Annotated in this window: 14 protein-coding genes; 11 read left to right on the top strand and 3 right to left on the bottom strand. The window is 67.8% G+C overall.

The window, feature by feature from the left end; translation table 11 throughout:
* Window positions 1-4: 4 nt before the first annotated feature.
* Together IF04_RS0118910 and IF04_RS0118905 are read right to left on the bottom strand one after the other, a co-directional pair.
* A complete protein-coding gene (locus tag IF04_RS0118910) occupies window positions 5-1,462 on the bottom strand; it encodes a peptidoglycan D,D-transpeptidase FtsI family protein (protein WP_030258691.1) in 1,458 nt (485 codons plus the stop codon).
* On the bottom strand, window positions 1,459-2,898 hold the full coding sequence (locus IF04_RS0118905) for an FtsW/RodA/SpoVE family cell cycle protein (RefSeq protein ID WP_051831361.1): 1,440 nt from the start codon (window positions 2,896-2,898) through the stop codon (window positions 1,459-1,461). The genes IF04_RS0118910 and IF04_RS0118905 overlap by 4 nt, the downstream gene beginning before the upstream one ends.
* Window positions 2,899-3,081: 183 nt before the next feature.
* Between IF04_RS0118905 and IF04_RS0118900 the strand changes: the two genes are divergently transcribed.
* The 8 genes from IF04_RS0118900 to IF04_RS0118865 all read left to right on the top strand — a co-directional run bounded on the left by IF04_RS0118900 (window position 3,082) and on the right by IF04_RS0118865 (window position 11,231).
* Window positions 3,082-4,368, top strand: coding sequence for a cytochrome P450 (locus IF04_RS0118900; RefSeq protein WP_030258686.1), 1,287 nt, complete (start codon window positions 3,082-3,084; stop codon window positions 4,366-4,368).
* A 108-nt stretch (window positions 4,369-4,476) separates the two neighbouring features.
* Window positions 4,477-5,250 carry a FadR/GntR family transcriptional regulator gene (locus tag IF04_RS0118895; protein WP_030258684.1) on the top strand — a complete coding sequence of 258 codons (774 nt, stop codon included), beginning with the start codon at window positions 4,477-4,479 and terminating at the stop codon, window positions 5,248-5,250.
* 114 nt (window positions 5,251-5,364) lie between these two features.
* On the top strand, window positions 5,365-6,144 hold the full coding sequence (locus IF04_RS0118890) for a (Fe-S)-binding protein (protein ID WP_030258681.1): 780 nt from the start codon (window positions 5,365-5,367) through the stop codon (window positions 6,142-6,144).
* On the top strand, window positions 6,141-7,700 hold the full coding sequence (locus tag IF04_RS0118885) for a lactate utilization protein B (RefSeq protein WP_030258679.1): 1,560 nt from the start codon (window positions 6,141-6,143) through the stop codon (window positions 7,698-7,700). Before IF04_RS0118890 ends, IF04_RS0118885 begins: the two co-directional genes overlap by 4 nt.
* The gene (locus tag IF04_RS0118880) at window positions 7,697-8,332 is read left to right on the top strand and encodes a LutC/YkgG family protein (protein ID WP_030258677.1); all 636 of its coding nucleotides are present in this window, start codon (window positions 7,697-7,699) and stop codon (window positions 8,330-8,332) included. The genes IF04_RS0118885 and IF04_RS0118880 overlap by 4 nt, the downstream gene beginning before the upstream one ends.
* Window positions 8,333-8,391: 59 nt before the next feature.
* Complete coding sequence (locus IF04_RS0118875) at window positions 8,392-9,510, top strand: hypothetical protein (RefSeq protein WP_030258675.1); 1,119 nt, start codon at window positions 8,392-8,394, stop codon at window positions 9,508-9,510.
* An 8-nt stretch (window positions 9,511-9,518) separates the two neighbouring features.
* Window positions 9,519-10,706 carry a hypothetical protein gene (locus tag IF04_RS0118870; protein WP_157847677.1) on the top strand — a complete coding sequence of 396 codons (1,188 nt, stop codon included), beginning with the start codon at window positions 9,519-9,521 and terminating at the stop codon, window positions 10,704-10,706.
* A gap of 51 nt (window positions 10,707-10,757) precedes the next feature.
* On the top strand, window positions 10,758-11,231 hold the full coding sequence (locus IF04_RS0118865; protein WP_030258669.1) for an MSMEG_6728 family protein: 474 nt from the start codon (window positions 10,758-10,760) through the stop codon (window positions 11,229-11,231).
* A gap of 20 nt (window positions 11,232-11,251) precedes the next feature.
* On the opposite strand, the gene IF04_RS0118860 is transcribed toward IF04_RS0118865, so the two are convergent.
* Window positions 11,252-13,363 (bottom strand): restriction endonuclease, encoded by a 2,112-nt coding sequence (locus IF04_RS0118860; RefSeq protein ID WP_030258665.1) that lies wholly within the window; start codon window positions 13,361-13,363, stop codon window positions 11,252-11,254.
* A 1,229-nt stretch (window positions 13,364-14,592) separates the two neighbouring features.
* Here IF04_RS0118860 and IF04_RS35820 point away from each other — a divergent pair.
* The 3 genes from IF04_RS35820 (at window position 14,593) to IF04_RS40405 (ending at window position 19,453) form a co-directional block, all read left to right on the top strand.
* Window positions 14,593-15,894, top strand: a complete 1,302-nt coding sequence (locus IF04_RS35820) for an RNA-directed DNA polymerase (RefSeq protein WP_245654435.1) — start codon at window positions 14,593-14,595, stop codon at window positions 15,892-15,894.
* Window positions 15,895-15,985: 91 nt separating this feature from the next.
* Window positions 15,986-16,693 carry an SMODS-associated NUDIX domain-containing protein gene (locus IF04_RS36660; protein ID WP_051831377.1) on the top strand — a complete coding sequence of 236 codons (708 nt, stop codon included), beginning with the start codon at window positions 15,986-15,988 and terminating at the stop codon, window positions 16,691-16,693.
* A gap of 462 nt (window positions 16,694-17,155) precedes the next feature.
* Window positions 17,156-19,453 (top strand): zinc-ribbon domain-containing protein, encoded by a 2,298-nt coding sequence (locus IF04_RS40405; protein WP_157847676.1) that lies wholly within the window; start codon window positions 17,156-17,158, stop codon window positions 19,451-19,453.
* Window positions 19,454-19,552 lie beyond the last annotated feature (99 nt).

Genomic DNA, 19,552 nt, shown 5'->3' with positions numbered 1-19,552 from the left:
GCCGTTACCGGTCGAGCGCCGCCTGCATCACGGCCCGGGCGACCGGGGCCGCGTTGCCGCCGCCGCTGATGTCGTCGCGGTCGGCCGCCGCGTCCTCGACGACGACGGCGACCGCGACCGCAGGGCGTTCCGCGCCGTCCGCCTGGGCCCAGGAGAGGAACCAGGCGTACGGCGTACCGGAGTTGCCGACGCCGTGCTGCGCTGTACCGGTCTTGCCGCCGACCGTCGCGCCGGGGATCGCCGCCTTCGTACCGGTGCCGCGGGTGACCACGCCGGTCATCAGCTCCCGCAGCCGCTCCGCCGTGTCCTCGCTCATCGCCCGGTGCAGCCGGCGCGGCCGGGTGCGCGCGAGGGTGTCGCCGTGTGCGTCGGTCAGCCGCTCCACCAGGTAAGGACGCCGCAGGTCACCGTGGTTGGCGACCGCGGCGGCGACCATCGCCATCTGGAGCGGGGTGGCGGCCGTGTCGTACTGGCCGATCGAGGACAGCGCGAGCTGCGCGTCGTTCATGTCCGTATCGAAGGTGCTCTCGACCACCCGGGACGGGATCGTGAGCCTGTCGTCGTTGAAGCCGAACTTCTCGGCCGTCTCCGCCATGTCGTCCAGGCCGACGTCCACGCCGAGGTGGGCGAAGACGGTGTTGCAGGAGACCTCGAACGCGCGCCGCAGACTCGCGTTCTGGCAGCCGCCCGCCTCGTTGGTGAGCCGGGTGGCGGTGCCGGGCAGGGTGTACGGGCTCGGCGTGTCCGTGGCCGTGTCCGGATCGTCCACCACGCCGTGCTCCAGCGCGGCCGCCGCGGTGACGACCTTGAAGGTCGAGCCGGGCGGATAGGTCTCCTTCAGCGCCCGGTTGAGCATCGGACGGTCGGCGGACGCGTTGAGCCGGGTCCAGGCGTCGGTGGTGCCCGAGCCGCTGCCGGACAGCTCGCCCGGGTCGTACGAGGGCGTGCTGACCAGCGCGAGGACCTTGCCGGTCGCCGGTTCCACGGCGGCCACCGCGCCCTTCTTGCCGCCCAGGCCCTCGTACGCGGCCCGCTGCAGCGCCGGGTCGATGGTGGTGACGACGTCGCCGGCGGGCTGCTGTTCGCGGGTGAGCGCGGTCCACAGGGGGAGGGGCGCGAGCCGGGGGTCGGTGCCCGAGAGGAGCTCGTCCTCGGCGTTCTCCAGCAGGGACGTGCCGTAGACCTGCGAGGCGTAGCCGGTGACCGGCGCGTACAGCGGGCCCTGGGAGTACGTACGGGCGTACCGCAGCGACCCGCCGCTGTCCCGGGAGCCGGTGACGGACCGGCCGCCGACGACGATGCTGCCGCGCGGCTGGTTGTACCGCTTGAGGTCGGCGCGGCGGTTGGCGGGGTTGTGCGCGTACTCGTCCTCGTTGAGGAGCTGGACGCGGGCGGCGTTCAGGAGCAGGAGGACGAGCAGGAGCAGGCAGAAGGCCGAGGTGCGGCGGATGTGCCGGATCACCGGGGACCACCCCCGTTCCGGCCGCCTCCGTGGCCGCTGCCGCCGCGCTCCTCCTCCGGTACCACGATCCGTGCGATGACTCCGGTGTCCGCGCGGGCCGGCCGGGGACGCCGGGCCCGGTCGCTGATGCGGATCAGCAGCGCGACCATGATCCAGTTGGTGACGACGGAGGAGCCGCCCTGCGCGAGGAACGGCATCGCCATGCCGGTCAGCGGGATCAGCCCCATCACCCCGCCCGCGATCACGAACACCTGGATGGCCAGCAGCGAGGACAGCCCGACCGCGAGCAGCCGGCCGAACGGTTCGCGGATCGCCAGGCCCGCGCGGTAACCGCGGGCGACCAGCAGGGTGTAGAGGAGGAAGAGCGCGGTCAGCCCGGCGTACCCCAGCTCCTCGCCCGCCGTGGCCAGGATGAAGTCCGACTTCATGGCGAAGCCGATGAGGGCCGAGTGGCCCTGCCCGAGCCCGGTGCCGAGCAGGCCGCCCGCGCCGAAGGCGAAGAGCGACAGGGCCAGTTGGCTCGCGCCCTCGCCCCGCTGGATGCTCGCGAAGGGATGCAGCCAGTCGGCGACCCGGCTGTGCACATGCGGTTCGAGGCTGCCGACGACGGCCGCGCCGACCGCGGCGAGCAGCAGCCCGACGGCGATCCAGCCGGTGCGCCCGGTGGCCGCGTACAGCAGCACGACGAAGACGCCGAAGAAGAGCAGCGAGGTGCCCAGGTCCCGCTCCAGGACCAGTACGGCCACGCTGACCAGCCAGATCGCGACGATGGGGCCGAGCACCCGGCCGGTGGGCAACTGGAGCCGCCACAGCCGGCGGCCGGTGTACGCCAGCGCGTGCCGGTTCGCCGCGAGGTACGCCGCGAAGAAGACGCTGATCAGGATCTTGGCGAATTCGCCGGGCTGGATGGAGAACCCGGCGAAGCGGATCCAGATCTTCGCGCCGTTCACCGCGGGGAAGAAGATCGGCACGATCATCAGGACCAGCGCGGCGGCCGCGCTGAGATACGCGTACCGCTGCAGCACCCGGTAATCGCGCAGCAGCGCCACCACCCCGATGAACAGCGCCACCCCGACCGCGGACCAGACGAGCTGGGTGGGCGCCGCCTGGTCCTTCGGGGTCTCCTGGTCGAGCCGGAAGATCAGGACCAGCCCGAGGCCGTTGAGCAGGACGGCGATGGGCAGCAGCAGCGGGTCGGCGTACGGCGCGCGGAGGCGCACGGCGAGGTGGCCGAGGAGCGCGAGCACGGCCAGCCCCGCGCCGTAGCGCGCGGCGCCGGCGGGCACGGTGCCGTGCCGGGCGAGGCCCACCTCGACGTATCCGTAGACGCTGATCAGCACGGCCGCGGCGAGCAGCAGCAGTTCGACGCCCCGGCGTCTGGGCAGCCGGAGACCGGGGGGAGGGGCGTCAGCCGTCGCGGCCGTGGTCGCGGTCATGTCAGGCAAAGTAGCAAGAGGCCGGGCGTAAGCCACCGAGGACGATCATGTTCCGGTCGCCGGGTCGGTGGTGGCAGGGGAGGCGAGTGGTACGTCCCAGACGTACCGGTCGTTTCATCTCGTTACCTGTTCGCTGCCAGGTCGCTTGGTCAGCACGGGTATCGGCCAGGCAGTATTGCGGGCATGACCAAAATCCGCTCGGGCGTCACCGCTTGGCTGGCCCGCAGATATCTCGCGCGGACTCAGAAAAAGGGCTTCGATCTATCCCGTATGCCCTTCTTGCCCGAGTCCACCCTCATGCCGCTGCGTCGCCACGGCCTTGACCCGGTGGCCGACTTGTCGGCAGTGCGGCAGAAGTCCCCGGTGAGCATGCTTCCCGTGCCGCTCGCCTCCAAGGTGTGGTTGGTCACGGGGTACGACGAGGTGAAGGAGGTGCTGGGCAAGGCCAAGGCGTTCAGTACCGATTACACCAACCTCGTCGGCAATGCCGGCGCCGACGCCGGGAAGAACCCCGGCGGCCTCGGTTTCGCCGATCCGCCGGACCACACGCGGCTGCGCCGCCTGCTGACCCCCGAATTCACCATGCGCCGGCTCGGCCGGCTCACCCCGCGCATCCACGAGATCGTCGAGGAACGGCTGGCGGAAATGGAGCGCCTCGGGCGCTCGGGCGAGCCCGTCGACATCGTCCATTCCTTTGCCCTGCCCATTCCTTCCCTGGTGATCTGCGAACTGCTGGGCGTTCCGTACGAGGACCGCGCGGACTTCGAGCGGCTGAGCGCGGCCCGCTTCGACCTTTTCAGCGGCGCGAACGCCTCGTTCGGCGCCATATCGGAATCGCTCGCCTATTTCCAGGAGATCGTCAAGAAGGAGCGCAAGGACCCCGGTGACGGCCTGCTCGGCCAGATCGTGCGGGACCACGGCGACACCGTCACCGACGACGAGCTGGCCGGTCTCGCCGACGGCGTGCTCACCGGCGGCTTCGAGACCACCGCGAGCATGCTCGCGCTCGGCGCCCTCGTCCTGCTCCGCGACCCCGACCACTTCGCGGCGCTGAAGGACGGCGACGACGCCACCGACCAGTACGTCGAGGAATTGCTGCGCTATCTCACCGTCGTCCAGGTCGCCTTTCCCCGGTTCGCCCGGGAGGACCTGGAAATCGGCGGCGTGCCGATCGCCGAGGGCGATGTCGTACTGTGCTCGCTCAGCGGCGCCGACCGGGACGGAAAGCTCGGCCCGGACATGGAGCGCTTCGACCCGCAGCGCAACGTCCCCTCGCACCTCGCGTTCGGATACGGAATCCACCGCTGCGTCGGCGCGGAACTTGCCCGGATGGAACTCCGCGCCGCCTATCCGGCACTGGTCCGGCGTTTCCCGAACATGCGCCTGGCGGTCCCGGAACAGGAACTGGCATTCCGCAAGCTGTCCATCGTCTACGGGGTGGAATCACTGCCGGTGCGGCTGCACGGCTGAGGGGGCGGCCGGCGCCGGCGAAAGCACCCGGTCCGACCACAATCACGGTGTGACCTGCCGTGTGACATAGTTTTTCGGTGAGAGCGTCGGCCGACCAGGGAGTGACGGATGGCTGTCGAGTGGCGACCCGTACGGCAGTCCCGTACGCACGAGCTCGTCCTCGAAAGCATCGAGGAGCGGGTGCTGGCCGGCGAGCTCAAGGCCGGCGACCGGCTGCCGCCCGAGCGTGAGCTCGCCCCGGTGCTCGGGGTCAGCCGCTCCGCTCTCCGCGAGGCGCTCCGCGTCCTGGAGACGATCGGCGTCCTGGTCGCCCAGGCCGGCCGCGGTCCCGACGCCGGCGCCCGCATCGTCCGGAACCCCGACGACGCGCTCGGCCGCCTCCTCCGCCTGCACTTCGCCCTCGGCAGCTACAGCCTGGAGGACGTACTGGAGGCCCGCGTCACCCTGGAACGCTCCAGCTTCCGGGCGGCGGCGGAGCACGCGACGGCGGCCGGCGCCGACGAGTCGACGGCCGGCCCGGATGAAGCGGCGGCCGGTCTCGACGAGGCGGCGAAGCTGGTCGCGCGCATGGGCGAGCCCGACGTGGGTGTCCCGGAGTTCAACGACCTGGACACCCGCTTCCACGTCCAGATCGCCCGCAGCTCCGGTAACGCTCTCACCTCCACCCTCACCTCGGCCGTCCGCGAATCCGTACGCCCGCTGATCCTGCGCGCCCTGGAGGCCGCCGAGGACTGGCCGGCCACCGCGGCCGCGCTCAATGCCGAGCACACCGAACTGCTGCGCCTGGTCCGCGCCGGCGACGGCGCCCGCGCGGCCGACCTCGCCGAACAGCACATCCGCGGCCTGCACGGAACGCTGGTGGAGCAGGACCCGGAGGACTGACGCTCGTACGCTGCCCGCCCTCCCCGAGGGCGGGTCTTTTCTTCTCGCTACTATGGTCCGACCATAAAAAGGTAGAAGGAAAGCCGAAGGAAGTAGGCCCGTACGGGAGGCACCATGCGCATCGGACTCTTCGCCACCTGCCTGGGTGACACGCTCTTCCCCGACGCGGTGCGCGCCACCGCCGTCCTGCTCGCCCGCCTCGGTCACGAGCTGGTCTTCCCGCCGGACCAGACCTGCTGCGGCCAGATGCACGTCAACACCGGTTACCAGCGCGAGCCCGTCCCCCTCGTCCGCGGCTTCGCCGAGCAGTTCGGCGACCCGTCGATCGAGGCGGTCGTCATGCCCTCCGGCTCCTGCGCCGGCTCCGTGCGCCACCAGCACGGCATCGTCGCCGAGCGCTACGGCGACGCGGCCCTCCGAGCCGGCGTAGCGGCCGTCCAGTCCAAGACGTACGAACTGTCCGAATTCCTGGTCGACGTACTGGGCGTCACCGACGTCGGGGCGTACTTCCCCCACCGGGTGACGTACCACCCCACCTGCCACTCCCTCCGGCTGCTGCGGGTCGGCGAGAAGCCGCTGCGGCTGCTGCGCGCCGTCGAGTCCATCGACCTCGTCGAGCTGCCCGAGGCCGACGCCTGCTGCGGCTTCGGCGGCACCTTCGCGGTCAAGAACGCCGACACGTCCTCGGCGATGCTCGCCGACAAGATGCGGCACGTCACCGGCACCGGAGCCGCGGTCTGCACGGCCGGCGACTCCTCCTGCCTGATGCACATCGGCGGCGGACTCTCCCGCATCAAGGCCGGCACCCGCACCCTCCACCTGGCCCAGATCCTCGCGTCCACGCGCACGTCGCCGTACGTGCTCCCGAGCACCCCGCTGGAGGCCACCCGATGAGCACCCCCACCTACCTGGGCATGCCTGCCCTCCCGCCGCGCTCCCCGTACGGCACCGGCAACCTCCGCGGCGACCGCACGTTCCCCAAGGCCGCCCACGACGAGCTGCGCAACGACCAGCTGCGCCGCAACCTCGGCAAGGCCACCCACACCATCCGCGCCAAGCGGCTCGCCGTCACCGGCGAACTCCCCGACTGGGAAGCGCTGCGGGACGCCGGCTCCGCGATCAAGACCGACACCATGAACCGCCTCCCCGAACTCCTGGAACAGCTGGAGGCGAAGGTCACCGAGGCCGGCGGCACGGTCCACTGGGCCCGCGACGGCGCCGAGGCGAACGACATCGTCACCCGCCTCGTCCAGCAGACCGGCTCCGACGAGGTCATCAAGGTCAAGTCCATGGCCACCCAGGAGATCGGCCTCAACGAACACCTCGCGGACCAGGGCATCAAGGCCCACGAGACGGACCTCGCCGAACTGATCGTCCAGCTCGCCGACGACAAGCCCTCCCACATCCTCGTCCCGGCCATCCACCGCAACCGCGACGAGATCCGCGAGATCTTCCGCGCCGGAATCCCGGGCGTCGATCCCGAACTGGACGCCGTACCGGCCCACTTGGCGGCCGCGGCCCGCACGTACCTCCGCGAGAAGTTCCTGACCACCCCCGTCGCCGTCTCCGGCGCCAACTTCGGCATCGCCGAGACCGGCACCCTCTCGGTCGTCGAGTCCGAGGGCAACGGCCGCATGTGCCTCACCCTCCCCGACACCCTGATCACCGTCATGGGCATCGAGAAGGTCCTCCCGCGCTACGCCGACCTGGAGGTCTTCCTCCAGCTCCTGCCGCGCTCCTCGACGGGCGAGCGGATGAACCCGTACACGTCCCTGTGGACGGGCGTGACGCCCGGCGACGGCCCGCAGAACTTCCACCTCGTCCTCCTCGACAACGGCCGGACGGCGGCGCTCGCCGACCGGATCGGCCGCCAGGCCCTGAACTGCATCCGCTGCTCGGCCTGCCTGAACGTCTGCCCGGTGTACGAGCGGGCGGGCGGCCACGCGTACGGCTCGACCTACCCCGGCCCGATCGGCGCCGTCCTCACGCCCCAACTGGCCGGCATGGACGCCTCCGCCGACGACCCCAACAGCTCCCTCCCGTACGCCTCCACCCTCTGCGGCGCCTGCTACGACGCCTGCCCCGTAAAGATCGACATCCCGTCCCTCCTCGTCGAACTCCGCCACCAGCACACGGAGGCGGTCGGCCGCGCGCCCGAGAAGCTGGCGATGAAGGCGGCGGCCGCGGTGATGGGCAGGCCGGGGGTGTACCGGACGGCGCAGAAGGCGGCGGGCCTGGGCCGCGCGCTGGCGGGCCGCGATGGTCAGATCTCCCACCTACCACCGCCCTTCAACGGCTGGAGCGCCAGCCGCGACACCCCCGCCCCGCCACGGCAGTCCTTCCGGGCGTGGCTGGGGTCTGCGGAGGGCGCGGAGGCGCTGCGCGCTGCGGCGGAGGAAGGCGTGCGATCCCGTACCGAAGCCGACGGCCCCGACGAGGAGGAACAGTGACAGTGACCGCCCGCGAAACGATCCTCGCCCGCATCCGCGACGCCCAGGCTCTCGCACCCGCCCCCGCCGTGGACATCCCCCGCGACTACAGAACCGACCGCACCCTCCCCGACGCCGACCGCCTCGCCCTCCTCGCCGACCGCCTGGTCGACTACAAGGCCGAGGTCCATACGTGTACGGCGGACCGCACCTCCGAGGTGATCGCCGACGTACTGCGCGAACGCGGGGTGTGCCGCCTCGGCATCCCACCCGGCCTCGACCGCACCTGGCTCTCGGCGTACGAAGGCGAGGTGCACACCGACTCCGCCGACACTCCGGCCCCCGAACTCGACGCCCTCGACGCCGTGTTGACCTCCTCCGCCGTCACCTGCGCCGAAACCGGCACCATCTTCCTCGACGCCTCCCCCGACCAGGGCCGCCGCGCCCTCACCCTCGTCCCCGACCTCCACGTGTGCGTCGTGGACCTCTCCTCCGTAACGGCCGGCGTCCCGGAGGCCGTCTCCCGCCTCACCCCGACCCGCCCCACCACCCTCATCAGCGGCCCCTCCGCCACCTCCGACGTCGAACTGGAACGGGTGGAGGGGGTACATGGGCCCCGGACCCTGGCGGTGGTGATCAGGACGGACGTCTGAGCCACGCGCCGCCCGCTCCGCGGATAAGATCGCCGCCCACAGAGGCAAGGGGGGCGGAAGTGGCGGGGGAGTGGTGGCGGCGCGGGCGGTCGTCGGTGTGGGGCGGGGCCGTCGCGATCCTGCTGGTCGCAGGCGGGCTCGGGACATGGGCCACGGGCAGCCGGCCGTTCGCGGGTGACCCGGACCGGTACTGCTGGGGCGCCTGGGAGACGGGGAGCGGGCCCGAGTTCCTGGCGGACTCGGCGGTCGAGGACGGTGGCAGCCGGACGGCGCATGAGACCGCGCCCACGCCGGAGCGGCCGCGTGGCAGCTGTACCGTCGCCCTCCGCACCGACGAGAGCAGCGGCTCGGAGACCCGGACAGAGGTCACGGTCGCGTACGGGCCGGCTCCCCGGGACGCCGCCCGGCGGATGGAGTGGATCCTCAGGTACCTCGGCGACCGCGCCGTACCGCTGCCCGACGGGCTCCCCGGAGCCACCGACGGCAGCCGCGCGCTCCTCGTCCTGCCGAAGCGCTGCGACACCCGCGACGGCCGGCCGACGGCGGTCACGCTCGACTCCGACGCCCGACGGACCTGGCACGGCGGAACGTCGCGGACCAGCGCGGGTATCGGCGGTGCCCGTTCGGCCGCCGGACTGGTCGTGGCGGCGGCCAACCGCGGGATGCAGGCGGCGGGTTGCGCGCCTCCGCGCGACCTGCGCTTCACCTCGCCCGTGCTCACGCTGCCCGAGGGCGACGAGATCGTCTTCACGCGCGCGTGCCGCATCCGGGGCATGGAGTTCGACGACGACGCGACGCAGGGCATGAGGTACCAGGTCGGAGCGGTCACCCGGGACCTCCAGTCCTGCTCGGTCGGGACCTGGGGCCGCGACGGCGGGCCCGTCCTCGACGCCCTGATGGTCGCGCAGCCGCGGCTGAACGCGCTGTTCGACGGCGCGGTGGGCGACGCCCCACCGGCGCGCGGCTGGCGCGGCACGGGCACCCTCGCCGACTCCCACCAGATCCTCCGGGCCGACTGTGCGGGCCGGCCCACGACGTTCCTGCTGCGCGCCCCGTCCTCCGGCAAGGCCGCGGCCACACCGTACTTCGCTGCCTTCGCCAACGCCGTGGCCCAGCGCCTGGGATGCGCAGCCGTCGCACCCGCCACCGACGCCGCACCCGGGGGGACCGGCCGATGACCGCCGACATGAGCAAGCAGACCGAGAGCGGCGCACCGGACGACAGCGCCCGTAGCGGCGTTCTCGGAACCGTCCCCTTCGTGCCACGTACCCCCTGGTGGCACCGGTGGCACTGGCGGCGGCTGATGCGTGGCCGGCTGCGGCCCGCGCTCGCCGCCGGGCTCGCCGGGGTACTGCTCGGCGGTACGGCCGTGGCCTGGCAGACGGACACCGGCCCGTTCGCGGGCGGGCGACGGGCGTGCTGGTCGGCGCTCGACAGCGCGGACGTATCGGCGCTGTTCGGCGGCGGTGAGGACATCGAGAGCGCCGACACGCCCCTCGCCGGCGACCCGATCGGGTCCGAGGGCCCGTCGGGCCAGTGCGTCCTGCGGTCCACCGACGGCAGCCGGGTCACCGCGCAGGTCCACGAGCTCGACACCCGCTTCGGGGGCGCGGGCGACCAGTGGGCGGACGAGTTCCTGTCCGCCCGCCTGACCCCCTTGGGCGGCGGCCTGCTGGGCATGGCGTCCGACACCCGCGCCTGGCTGGCCGTACCGGACGGCTGTACCGGCAGGTCGCAGACCGGCGACGGGCCACTGGTGATCGACGTGGCGACAGGCTGGACCTTGTACGACGACGTGGTCGACGGCACGGAGCGCGACCGGCTCGCTCGTACGGTGGTCAAGCTCGTCAACCACTACATGGCGGGCCAGGGCTGCGAAGGGACCCTCGCCGACCCGGTGCCCCGACTCCCGCGGCCGACCCGCTTCCTCGACGAGCAGCCCGACGCCTTCTGCGGCATCAAGGGGCTGCGGACGTCCGGCAAGGAGTGGGCCGCCGCGTACCGCCCGATGGTGACGCGAGGCCCGGGCCCCGTCCGCACCTGCGACCGCCACGTCTCCTTCGACCACCCCGCGCTGCGGCTGATGACCATCGAGGACCCCCGCCTCGCCGTCCTCTACCACCGCCAGGCGCTACAGAACGGCCACCGGATCAAGGCCACCCACCCGGAAGCCGGCCACGGCTTCTACCACCCCGGCTTCGCCCTCTTCCAGGCCAACTGCCAGACCGGCGACGTCACCTTCCTCATCCGCGCCGACAGCACATCCCACGCCTACATCGTCCGCACCCTCTTCCCCCGCTACGTAACCGAGGAAGCCACCCGCCTCGGCTGCGGCCCACTCCGCATCACCCTGCCCCCGGACCCGGATCGGTGACCGGCGGCCGCGCCACCCGGCGGGGGTCGGTCCCGGCGGTTACTCTCCGGCATGCAGACATTCCTGCCCTGGCCGGACTTCGCGGCCTCCGCCGCGGTCCTCGACCCGCGCCGGCTCGGCAAGCAGCGCGTGGAGGCGCTCCAGATCCTGCGGGGACTCACCGTCCCCGGCTACGGCTGGCGCCACCACCCGGCGGTCCGCATGTGGGCGGGGTACGAGGAGGCCCTCGTCCGGTACGGCCTGGAGATCTGCGGCGCATGGACCGCGTCCGGCCGCCAGGACACCTGCGCCCTGACCCTCACCCAGGACTACACCGCCCACTTCCCCGGCGCTCCGCCACGTGACTACGCCGCCCTGGCCGCCTCCCACGACCTCCCCAACTGGCTCGGCGACCCCGCCTTCCACCGGAGCCACCGGTCCTCCCTCCTCACCAAGGACCCGGACCACTACCGCCAGTACTTCCCGGACACCCCCGCCGGCCTGCCCTACGTATGGCCACGCTCCGACCGCGCCGTACAGCGGTAGAGCCTGGACACTTCGCAGTGCTAGTCCACCTCGATTCCGTACTCCTCGACCAGGTCGACCAGGCCACCCGGATAGCCCTTGCCGCCGGTCACGAAGGTCCAGTCGCCATTGGCCCGTCTCCGGAACGAACCCAGGACGAGAGCGGTCTCACCGGGGCGGCCGTCGGAGACGTCCAGTTCGTCGATCGCTGTGCCCGAGGGGTCCGACAGGCGGATCCGGGCGTCCGAGAAGCCGGACAGGTCCGCTTCGGGATTGACCTCGGGGTCGGTGGCAGCGACCAGGACGAGCCGGTCCGCCTGCGAGGGCAGCTGTTCGAAGCGCACCCACACAGCCGCTTTGTCCGGGCTGACGGCAGGCATCATCCGAACAGTGCCGTCGGGGGTACGCGGGTTGTTGAAGAAGACGAACCGGTCCTCGCTGAGGATGCGGTTCCCCTGACACACGAGCGCGCACACGTCCAGGGCCACGTCTCCGGTCCACGTCAGCCCCAGCACACTGGTCTCGTCCCTGTCGGCGTCCAGATCGGCATCCAGGTCGGTATCGGGGCCCGCGGCAGCTTCCTGCCGTTCGGGGATGCCCCCGAGGCGCCCGTTCAGGCCATGGCGGCGCAGGAGATCGACCAGTTCGGTGCCGGCGATGAGCGTCAGCGGTTTGCCGTTGGCGAAGGCGTGCGAGCCCGGCCCGAAAGCGGAGGTGGTGATCAGTACGCCCTTGTTCGCGCCGACGTCCTGCACCGTGCCGTACAGATCGCGCACCGCGCTCGGCGGCACGGTGTTGCGGTACCGCTTCACCTGCACGACGATCTTGCCGCCGCGGATCGGGTCGGGGTCCAGCGCGTCCACGTCCACACCCCCGTCACCCGACCGCTCCGTGGTGACCGCCTGCATCCCCATGGCCCGGAACAGATCCGCCACGAGCTCCTCGAACTCCAGCGGGTCCATCTCGTACAGATCCGGCTCCTCGCCGCCTCCGTGGGAGACCACACTGCCTCCGACCTCGCCGGGCAGTCGGCCGGGGCGCACCTGGGTGCGCCGCTCCGGGCGGTCCGACAGCCGGCCGCGGAGCCCGCCCACCAGGCAGTCCGGAGCGCTCACCTGTGTCAGGTTCAGCCTGGCGAAGTCGGCGCGCGGGACCGTCACCGTGGCCACGAAGACCTGCGTCCGGTGCCCGGTGGCCGGGTCGGTGTCGTCCACGAATCCGTTCAGGACGACCGAGTCCAGTACGCCGAACCGGTCGGCAGCGAAGAGATCGTGCAGCGCCAGGAGCACGCACTGTGCCAGCACGTCGCGGTACAGGCTCCGGCGTTCGACGGCCGGCCGCAGGACCTCCTTCTCCCGGTCGGCACCGGGCATGTACCTCACCAGCGATACCTCGGGGACGACCGCGTAACCGGGCAGCTCCCAGTTCAGGACGAGCTGGCGGCCGGCGGAGTCGAACGAGGCGGACACCTGACGGGGCAGCTCTGGTGGCCAGCCCTGCGAGGCGTAGAGCGCGGCGGTGAAGTACTCCACCACCGATTCCGGCTCACCCCGCTGCAGGGCGGCGGTCAGCCCCTCGACCGCGGCATTGTGCCGACGAATCGTCGCCAGCTGTTCGCCAGCCCACTCCTGATACTGCTGGTGATACACCGCAAGCTGCTGCTGCCGCTGAGCTTCCGCTGCCTGGGCCGCCCGCCAGTCGTGCTCGTACCGAGCGCGTGCCTGCTCCTGCGCCTGGCGACTCGCCCCGAATCCCCACCCGCCCTGGGATGGGGGCTGGTAGGCGTTCGGGTCCGGCATGGGTATGGGCACGCCGAGCCGGCCCGGAGCAAAAGGCTCCACCTGCTCGGGGCGGACCAGCGCGGCAGGCGTGAACGCAGGGGCGTCACACCCTGCCTTCAGGAGGTTTTTCAGAACCTCGACCCCCGCGTCCAGCTCCTCGGTACGCCGACGTGCATCGGCTTCCCGCTGCCGCCTGTAGGCCGCCTGCTGCTCCCGCTGACTGCGCGCGGCCGCCCGCTCCGCCGCTCGCTGCCGGCGCTCCTGCTCCCGCTGATGCTGTACCGAGGCGCGTTGCTGAGCCTCCTCCTGACGCCGCTGCTGACGCTGGATCTCCGCCCAGGTGCCGATCAGTCCGGCGGAACGACGGCTCATATGCGCCCTGGCCTCTCCGAGCCCCCCACAGGCTCCCCCGCGACGTGGTGCAGACCGCAACCTCGTCCCCGTTTGCCACAACCAACCCACTATGCGCGGAAGTTGATGCGACATACATACTGCACAGTTCGCGTGGGATCTACCGGAGGTGCATCACTCCGCTCGAAAAGCCACAACGATTAGCGGCAAGGGAGCGCAAGAGGGGGCGCGCGAGAGGGCGCAACGGGCCGCCGTAGAACGACGAAGGGCCGGACCCAGTACTACTGGGTCCGGCCCTTCGTCATTCGGCACTCACGCAGTTCAGCGGCTTGATCACGCTGACTCACTACGAAGTGCCCCCGGCAGGATTCGAACCTGCGCACACGGCTCCGGAGAGATTGCGCCGATCAATCTCTCTAATGCCTCTGACCTGTGGTGGAGCGTGTCACGGTGTCCGCTGCCGCACAGAGTGTGTCGGAGGTGTGTCGGACGCCTCGCGAACAGACCGCTGAACGGTCTCCTGGAGGGGGCAGCCGGCTGGTTGCCGTGACACCTGAGCCTGTTCCGGCTGCGAAAGCAGCGGTTCAGACCTGGCGACGGAGTTCTGCGAGCCCTGATCCATGCACAGTGGAGGCTGCGCCGAGGTGCTTAGAAGAGAGTGATCCACTATCCGGTAAGCAAGGCTCTGAACTGGCACTTAGCGCGCTGTGAGCGACATCTTGGTGACGACGCCACCGCGTATTCACTGGAGGGCGCGCTCCGGGCAAACGATGCAAAGAGCGAGCCACTTGACCAGTGTCCGGGGGCAAGAGGACGCGGTGCCAGGGTCCGCAGCGTCAATGAAGACGGATGCCGGCAGGCGCGATGGCGATTGCACTCGCATGACCGCTGGTTCCGGAGGCGGACGTCAGCTCACGCTGGTGGTGCGCAACGCAGCCACAGTCTGCCTGCGCCACGGTGGACTGGGGCCTTGGGCCGACATCAAGCTGCCGACTGCCCTGGGCGCTCCCATCTAGCTACGCTTGGGGTGCGAACTTTGGGGTTGTTGAGACGGGGGAAGAACACACGCGATGAGACGCCGCCGCCCTTTTTTGTCCTACCTTGATGAGGCGTGGACCCGTCTCCTCCACGGTCGAGGAAGATCAGAGATTCCTGACATCATAAATTGGGCGGATATAGAAGCATCTTGGGGAGACGTTCGCGCGAACGTAATCTCTGCGCTTCGAGAGGGGCGAGTCGGCCCCGATTATGTGGAAATCCTCGACCTGCCGAAGAATCCCGTTGCCGTGCGTCCCATTGCTCGCCTTACCGTACACGACCGGCTTGTCTACGACACTCTTGTCTTTTCTATCGCAGAATTAGTTGAGGAGCAACTTCACAGTAGCGTACATAGTGCGAGATGGGGTAATAACGGGAAGTCGTTCTGGTCGCCAGTTAACTCCTGGGTAACTATGCAGAAGCGCGGCGTGGGGTTCATGTTAAAGGCCCCGTACCGCTTGGCGCGTAGCGATGTTGTCTCTTTTTACGAGCACATAGATGTCGGCACCTTGTCGATCGATATTCAGTCCATCGGCGCCATACCGTGGGTCACGGAACATCTCATAAAGTTTCTTCGAATGTTTCAATCGTCCAGCCATGCCTGGGGAATACCTCAAGGGCCCGACTCATCGGCAATTCTGGCTAATCTATACCTGCTCCCTGTGGATGAATTTGTGCACCGGGTGGGTCTGGACTACCTGCGCTACTCAGACGACATGATGATTTTTGATACGGAAAGGGAGTCGCTGCGTAACGCTCTGCTGGAGATCAATGCGATTCTGCGATCACGCCGCTTGACCATGTCTACGACGAAGACGAACATCTATGACCCGGCACAGGCGCTGTCGCAGCTCGAAAGCCTGGAAAAAGACGCCATTAATTATGGTATTAAAATCGGCGAGCCAGATGCTGAGGAGAGGCTCTACAAGCTTTTCTTAGAAGCGACGGCGGGGGAACAAATAGACCGCGACGTGAAATTCTCACTCTTTCGCATGGGTAACGTTAAAGACGATAGGGCGTTGGGGTGGGCGCTTCGGAACCTTAAGGAAAGCCATCATCTAGCCAACGAGATTCTTAGATACTTGGGATGTTTCCCGGAAAGGCGATCGGCTATCGGTAGAGCTTACATCTCCACTATGCGCCTCGTTGAGGATCATAAATACGACAATCTTGAACAGCGTATCCTGCAGGCTGCCATACGGCAGAGGGTTCATTCCGCAAAAATCCGAGACATGGCATGGGCCATACTGCAGAACAAAAATAAACCCAGCCTACCGCGCGAGTTCGCGTCTCGGTATCTGGGGAGGGTGAGCACTATCGCCGACGGACAATTGCTGCGTCGGCAGTTCGAGAATGAGTCCGATGTGAACGTTAGGCGAGCCTTGTTGGTGGCCATGTATGAAGCTCACTCTATATCGCGCCCTCTCCTCGAAAGCCTTGCGCGTTCCTCATCACGGCTTACCTGGGTGAGCAGATACCTGCTCACGCATCCCCGCATCCCGCTGCCTCGCTAGGAGAAAAATGCTGCGACTTGCCCTGTACGGATTTGTGGCAATCTCTGCGGGAGTTGCTAGCTTCTTCATTCAGAATTCCACAATAGTCAGCATGACGACTGGCCTGAGCATTGGCCTCTTTGTTCCTGTGGTTGATGAGGTTGCACAGAACTGGGGGAATATTCGTCACCTGTGGTACTCATTGCGTTACAGAGGGCGCTCCATTAGAGTCTCAACATCCTATTTGTTCAAAATTAAAATCGACGGCAAATACCTTCTTATTCGCGGATCGAGGTACCCCAACCAATTTCAGCCCGTCGGTGGAGTGCACAAACGGTCGCCGCAGGGAAGTGCGGTTCTGGCCGATATGGGCGTAACAGATGATAATCTGATACCTCTCGATGCTGTTAGCTATGGAGATCTGCGCCTACGGGTCCCGGGTAAAAAGATCGGCCACTTCTTTAGATGGTTCGATTCAAGGTCGGGTCGTGAAGACTCGCCTTGGCGCGAATTTCAAGAAGAGTTGCTTGAGGGTGGTATTCTTCCGCAGGGCAAGTTTCCTCACATCATGCACAACTACCTGAGGCGTGAGGTAGATCGAATTCGCTACAGCGAGTGGGCGGACTCGTTGGAGATCCTGGTGCGTGACATTTATGAGCTCGTGCCCAACCAAGAACAAGAAGATGCCCTACGCCAGACTATGGTATCGGGCCATACGGACGTGATTTGGGTAACCTCGGAGCAGATCAAGCGTCGCGGCGCTATCCCAGGGCAGGCCCATACGGTCGAAGTCTCAGCGCATAGCAAAGCGGTGCTGTAGCAATTTCCGGTGAGCTCCCGCCTGGGTTCCTGTCGCTCGTGCACACAGACGCCGGAGGGATCTCCGCCAGATCCAGTCTTGCGCTTCCGAGGCCGTCGGCCGCCGCGTGTCTTCACGGTTGGCTTCCACGGGGAGGCGGTAGCGCAGTGTCGGAGTTGGCGGGGCCCGTCTTCGGGGGCAAGCGGCTGGCGCACGGCTTTGGCTGGCATAGATGCCCGCGGTCGGGTAGTAGTCACCGGGCTGCACGTAGACGGCGGCAGCAAGGGATCGGGTGCTAAGAGCATCGGTCGACTCGGGGCGGTCGGGGCTGCCGCCGGACGGTCTCGGGTACGGCCCACGCGCGCCCCGAGAAACAGGCAGTTGGGCTGCCGCCCGTGCCCGTGGACACTTCGGTGCGCTGCCCCGCTGCGAGTTGACCGGAGACTCCATTCGGTTGTCAGTGGGGCGTTGCATGATGAACCCATGAGGCCACGCACGCTGCTCGCCGACACCCTCCCAGACGTCTTCGCTGAGGCGCTGGCGGTGGTGGACCGACCTGAGTACGCGCTCGCAGCACTCGGCTCGTCGAGCAACCTGAAGGTGGTCTGGGAGTGCCGTGCCTGCCGGCATACATGGACTACCTCTCCTGCAGCCCGATCTCGCGGGACAGGCTGCCCGGCATGTGCCGTGGGGAAGAGAGGTACCAGTCGCGCTCGTGCCCCGCAGGGGAAATCTCTGGCTGATCTGTATCCGCAAGTCGCTGGGGAGTTCGTGAGCAATGCCTCCCGTCCCGGCCTGGGCCCGCTAGAGCTTCGTTGCGGGTCTGAGCAGCGTTGTATATGGCGTTGTTCCGCCTGCGACCACGAGTGGGTCGCCGCAGTGGTCGACCGCAGGAATGGGCGTGGTTGTCCAAGTTGTGCTAACGCTAAGCGCGCAATCAGACGCCGAACCGTAATCGACGGCAACAGTGCTGCGCTCAGAGCGCCCCATCTCGTGGATGAATTGGTCAGCAACCTCACGTCGCCGGGCTCTGGGCTGGAAAGTAGGCGCCCCGCGTCGGTGGATCGCTGTCTCTGGCGATGCAGTGAGTGTGCCTACGAGTGGCAGGCCACCATCGTGAATCGCGTATCCAAGAATAGCGGTTGCCCACGTTGCGCTAGAGAGAGAAACCGCGCGGCTCGCCTTACACCAAAGCCGGGCCGATCCCTATCTGACACACATCCGCACATCGCAGCGCAGTTGGTGTATACCGTTTCGCCCCTGGATATGGATGGCGCCCAACTGTCGAACGGTTCCAACGTCATGTGTCGCTGGCGATGCAATCGCGGTCATGAATGGCAGACGACCGTCGCGGCACGGACGTACAACAACTCAGGTTGTCCGCGCTGTAGAGGTTTTGGACGCTCACGTTTCGAATTGGAAGTGGCTGAACTATTGAGCTTGGGCGGCCAACTGACCGTCGAAGTAGATGTGGAGACGGTCGCCGGAGGCCGACGATGGCGGGTCGACTTACACATCGTCGAGCTATCCCTCTATATCGACTTGGATCCGGCCCGATGGCACAGCGACACTGAACGGGATGCTCGCAAGGTTGCCGCGATGAAAGAGGCCGACTATCTGCGGGTGCGACCTGCCTCTCTGCGGAAGGTTGCCGGTCAGGTCTGCTACGTACACGGGAACGACGATGGCACCGACCCTCTGTCTTGGGCGGCTGCAATAGGATCTTGGCTCGCTAGGCGTGAAGTCGCTTGGCGTAAACCTGGCCCCGATGCAGTGGGAGCGTCTTTGAATGCAGCGGCGAGGAAGTGGATCGAAGTTGCTGTCGCACGACCCCGATATTCTGCTCTAGATGCTGCGCCGCATCTAGCTGGAGAGTTCATCGAGAACTTGTCCCGACCTGACATTGACTTGCAATGGCTCTCCCCTAGTTCGAAAGATCAGGTGAGTTGGCATTGCTCAACTTGTGATTGGGCATGGACAACGTCGGTGGCCTCCCGGGCGGCAGCGAAATCCGGGTGCCCGAGATGTGCGACACGCCGCATAAGCCTTAGGCGCTCTGCCGCCAAACCAGGAAGATCGTTAGCTGAGCTCTACCCTGCTATTTCAGCAGAATTCGTTACCTGTCTCCGTGACCCAGCGAGGACACCCAACGACCTGTCCCCGTCAAGCAACTATCTCTGCTCCTGGCGCTGCGATTCTTGCGGTCATCAGTGGGAGAGTAAGCCTGCTGCGCGAATCCGTGGCAGAGGATGCGTCGTCTGCCACAGAGAGAAGGCGCGCAACGCTCGCAGTAAAGCCCCGACCGAGAAAAGCCTTGTAAAAGTCAACCCCAGCCTCGCTGAGGAGTTCATCGACTGCATAGACGCCCCCGAGCGAACGCCACACGATCTGTACGCCAACTCCAATAAAAAGTGTCGATGGCGTTGCAAATGTGGGAACGAGTGGGTCACCACTGTCGCTTCACGCATCTCAGGTACGGGGTGTGCGCTCTGCGGTCGCCTCCGTACCGCCGAAGCTCGCGCATCGGCTCGCCCCGGTGGCAGCCTAGCCGACCTATTCCCTGCGCTATCGGCTGAGGTCATCGAGAACGTAACGCAACCCCAGCGCGACCCGCGCGGCTTAAAACCAGGTAGTCACAGTCGTTGTCGTTGGCGGTGCAGTACGTGCAGCCACGAGTGGGTGACCTCTGTGAAGAATCGCACCCGCAACGGCACAGGATGTCCCTCCTGTTACAGACACCGTTCGCGATCAGGCGGCCACGTGAATGAATCTGCTTCGTGAAGGTATGGCGTCCCCTATGTGGGATCGACGCGGCGGAGGGGCGGTTCCTTGCGCTGTACCGGTGAAGGTTCCGCTATGCCCCTGGTGGTCATTGGCGGG

This window comes from Streptomyces violens, assembly GCF_000717745.1.
GTDB classification, from domain to species: Bacteria; Actinomycetota; Actinomycetes; order Streptomycetales; family Streptomycetaceae; genus Streptomyces; species Streptomyces violens.
The sequence above is the reverse complement of the archived record's forward strand: the minus strand, read 5'-3'. Positions and strand labels throughout refer to the sequence as shown.

Excerpts from the sequence above, each read along its gene's own strand:
- IF04_RS40405 (WP_157847676.1), top strand. The coding sequence starts at position 17,156 with ATGAGGCCACGCACGCTGCTCGCCGACACCCTCCCAGACGTCTTCGCT.
- IF04_RS0118905 (WP_051831361.1), bottom strand. The coding sequence starts at position 2,898 with ATGACCGCGACCACGGCCGCGACGGCTGACGCCCCTCCCCCCGGTCTC.
- IF04_RS0118865 (WP_030258669.1), top strand. The coding sequence starts at position 10,758 with ATGCAGACATTCCTGCCCTGGCCGGACTTCGCGGCCTCCGCCGCGGTC.
- IF04_RS0118900 (WP_030258686.1), top strand. The coding sequence starts at position 3,082 with ATGACCAAAATCCGCTCGGGCGTCACCGCTTGGCTGGCCCGCAGATAT.
- IF04_RS36660 (WP_051831377.1), top strand. The coding sequence starts at position 15,986 with ATGACGACTGGCCTGAGCATTGGCCTCTTTGTTCCTGTGGTTGATGAG.
- IF04_RS0118870 (WP_157847677.1), top strand. The coding sequence starts at position 9,519 with ATGAGCAAGCAGACCGAGAGCGGCGCACCGGACGACAGCGCCCGTAGC.
- IF04_RS0118895 (WP_030258684.1), top strand. The coding sequence starts at position 4,477 with ATGGCTGTCGAGTGGCGACCCGTACGGCAGTCCCGTACGCACGAGCTC.
- IF04_RS0118860 (WP_030258665.1), bottom strand. The coding sequence starts at position 13,363 with ATGAGCCGTCGTTCCGCCGGACTGATCGGCACCTGGGCGGAGATCCAG.
- IF04_RS0118890 (WP_030258681.1), top strand. The coding sequence starts at position 5,365 with ATGCGCATCGGACTCTTCGCCACCTGCCTGGGTGACACGCTCTTCCCC.
- IF04_RS0118885 (WP_030258679.1), top strand. The coding sequence starts at position 6,141 with ATGAGCACCCCCACCTACCTGGGCATGCCTGCCCTCCCGCCGCGCTCC.